General features: G+C 30.5%; 1 protein-coding gene. It reads right to left on the bottom strand.

What is annotated here, in order from left to right:
- Window positions 1-261: 261 nt before the first annotated feature.
- Window positions 262-3,045 carry a dynamin family protein gene (locus V7183_RS24600; protein WP_335361166.1) on the bottom strand — a complete coding sequence of 928 codons (2,784 nt, stop codon included), beginning with the start codon at window positions 3,043-3,045 and terminating at the stop codon, window positions 262-264.
- Window positions 3,046-3,323: the final 278 nt, after the last annotated feature.

Below are 3,323 nucleotides of genomic sequence, written 5' to 3'. Positions count from 1 at the left end.
ATATAAGTTAGTTTATAATGCCCCGCTATATTCTAGTGTTATACAATATTACGATTACATCTAATAATACTACTAAAAATTAGTATCCTTATTGTAAAAATAAACATCTCAACAAACGAAAAAGAAGCGATTTATTTTATCGCTTCTTTTTCTTCACCTAATATTTTCTCGAAATAACAGACAAGACAAGCTATTATTGCATGTCTATTAACTCTTTCCTACTCACTACTTATTTTCATTTCAGTGAAGGTAATTTTACGTTTACTCTATGTTTGTTTCTAAAGTTAAATCTGTATAGGAATTATCCTCACCTATATTTAAGATTACTTCACATTGACGTAATCTCAATTCAAAGAGCGTTATAGAATCATAATAAACTTCAGGGTTTGATTTCATTTTATGCAGTGTATCTTGTTTTTCTTTTATTTCTAAATGAGTGTTTTCTACAGCTTGTTCCAACGCGCCAAATGGATTTCTAAAGAACATTTTAATATCCCGCTCTTGTGCGTTTTCAAATAGCTCAAATTGCAAGAAAAACTTCTTCATAATAGAAGCCGTTACATCGGTATAATCTTCATTTTCTAAATACTGTTTGTATTTGTTATATAACATAGCTTTATTTTTAGGAAGAACTCCAAATAATTTACCAGCACTTTTTAGTAAAAATTGTGCTGGTGTAAATCGGCGTAAAATATTTACTTCTTCCATTTGTATTCTAGTTGTCATTCTATCAGTATCTCTGCGCCAGTCATCAAGCACTTTAAAGTCACATTCTAACTGTATTCGATTTTCTCCCAATAAAGAATTAAGTCCTTCACTGATTTCTTCTAAGTACGATTGACTTTGAAGGAGCTCGTTATTAGAAGTTGCAATCCAATTTTGCATAGAGCGAGCAAAATTAGGTAACACAGTTTGTTCCAGATATTTTTGAACTCTTTCGTTCATCGCTGTATTTAGTTCAATATCAATGTGCCCAAAATCGCTTTCTTCACTAATTAAATCAGAACAACCCTGCAATAGTTTCGGAATATGTTCCGTAAGATCATTAGTAATTTCGTTTTTCATTGTACGATATGATTCTGTCATTAAATGAATTTTTTCCTTCTCAAAAGCAGTAAGGTTATTAATACAACCATTTAGTTTAACTAACATATCTTCATTCCAATTAATAGAATCCACTAAGCTATTTTCCATCTCAACTCGTTTATCCAAAAGATGTGTAATTGTTTTTCGAATGAAAAACAATAGCTTTTCAGTACGTTCTGCATCGATATTTTTATGGTTAAAGTTAAAATGAATAAACTCGGTTAAATCGTTTAGTTGTTGACTATTTGTATATAACGAAGAGTAAGGGAAAATTCTCGCTTGCGGGAAATATGCGTTTATTCTCGCTTGCGTATCATGTATAACTCTTTTTGCTTCTGCTTCACTGTAAATGTTATCGATTTTATTTAATAAGAAATGAATTTGTAGATTTGGTGTATGTTCTTGAATACTTAATAGAATGTCACGTTCTTTGTCAGTAAAAGGTGAATCCGCATTCAATACGAATAATAATTCGTCTACAGAATTTAAATATTCGAATGTCTCATCTCTAGTGTCGTTGTTCCTATTAAAGCTAGGTGTAACAACGAATGTAAGTTTATTTTCACTTAAAAATCTGCATGGTAATTTAAATTCAACACATGCTCTATCTCTATATGTTTGGCGGTGTAGAGACATCATGTTATGGTAATCAGAGAAATTCTCAGTTGTTGTAATTGCTGAATCTGTTATAGCGTTAATTACTGTATGAGCGTCATTTTTAAAGACAACTACATTTGAGATTGAGTTTTCTAATATATTTTCTCCTAGGATAGAGTTAATAAATGAAGCTTTTCCGTTTCCTGAAGTTCCAGTTACTAAAAGGCGATTTGTTCTTAAATCTGCAAGCTCACCAACTAACCATCTAAATCGATGCCCCATTTCTAAATCATGTTTTTGTGCCCACTGTGTAATAGATTCAAAAAGATGTAAACTATACTCTAAGCCATTCACATGATTAATAGAATATGACAGTAGGTTTTCCACATGTTTTATATTTGCTGAATCTATTGTGGAAGGGAAAATCTCATCCCATGCCAATACTGCTGCAGATGGAAATACAGAATGAGACGGATTAGCTACCTTTAACCAATTTGTTAAAAGATTTGGAATGATCTCGTGTAATTGTCTTAGCATATATTGACCTTGAATTAATTCAAAGTACGTTTCTTCGTAAAGAGAAGAAATTTTGTCCCATATATCGGACGAATGTATTTCGATATGTAAGAAAAATTCATTTATTGTTTTAAGCCATAATAAGTAATTTTGTTCATTTTTATAGCTATGCCAAAGTGATGAAACAATTTGCGTAAATTGTACTTGATCTACATTATTTAATGTAACTAATACTTTATAAAAATAGTCTGGTGAAATATTTTTAGTAAATCCTTTATCGATATATCCTTTTAGAACCTCAAACCATGGAAAAGATTCTGTTCGAATTAACTCATTCACAGCAAGCTCTACTGCACTGTCAAAATCTTGCTGTTCTTCATAAAAGGAACGTGCAATTGTTGTGACGTTTGGATAATCGGGATTTAAAGAAACCGCTTCTTTGATAACAGCGAAAGCTGAATCAAGATTATTTTGCTCGATGTAAAGAGACAGTAATTGCAGTACAATTTCGGTCATAAGTATTTTGTTATCAGTAGTAATGGAGGTATAAACATTTTCAGCAACTGATAATTGGTTAAGTTCGAAGTAAGCATCCGCAATATTTTTTTGTGCCCATGGTGCTAATTCATTACTGACTTTCTCCCATTTAAAAATAGCTGATTCAAAATCTTGATGGTGATAATAAAATTCACCTTGTGCAAAACGAATATAAGATCCATCGGAAATCTCATTTTTTTGTTCGTTTAAATAAGCTTCTCCAAGTACTTGAAGAGGTGGATGTGTTTCATTCTCCATTAGGAATGTTTCATAATATATCTTTTTTATTAATTGTTTTTCTAATCTCATTTTTTCCCCCACTATATCTTGGAAAAATACATTTTTCTCCATGTGTCAATACTTTTTTTGTATTTATGCTTTTTATTTTAACAAAGAATTTCTTTTGGAAAATTTCATTTTTCTTTCATTTTTTAAGTCAGATTGAATTTTAATGAGAAAAGTTTCAGGTTTTTTTCAATTTCCTTTCAGTTGTGAAACAACATTAAATGTTCCTAATAACCTAATAACAATATAATATTTTACATTATATTATTCGGAAAACCTCATATAGACTGCATTATAAAAAC

Source organism: Bacillus sp. JJ1127 (genome assembly GCF_036965845.1).
Classification (GTDB): Bacteria; Bacillota; Bacilli; order Bacillales; family Bacillaceae_G; genus Bacillus_A.
This window is presented reverse-complemented; position numbering and strand designations above follow the sequence as displayed.

What these genes read in the sequence shown, in the direction of transcription:
- V7183_RS24600 (WP_335361166.1), bottom strand. Translation starts at nt 3,045, where the DNA reads ATGAGATTAGAAAAACAATTAATAAAAAAGATATATTATGAAACATTC.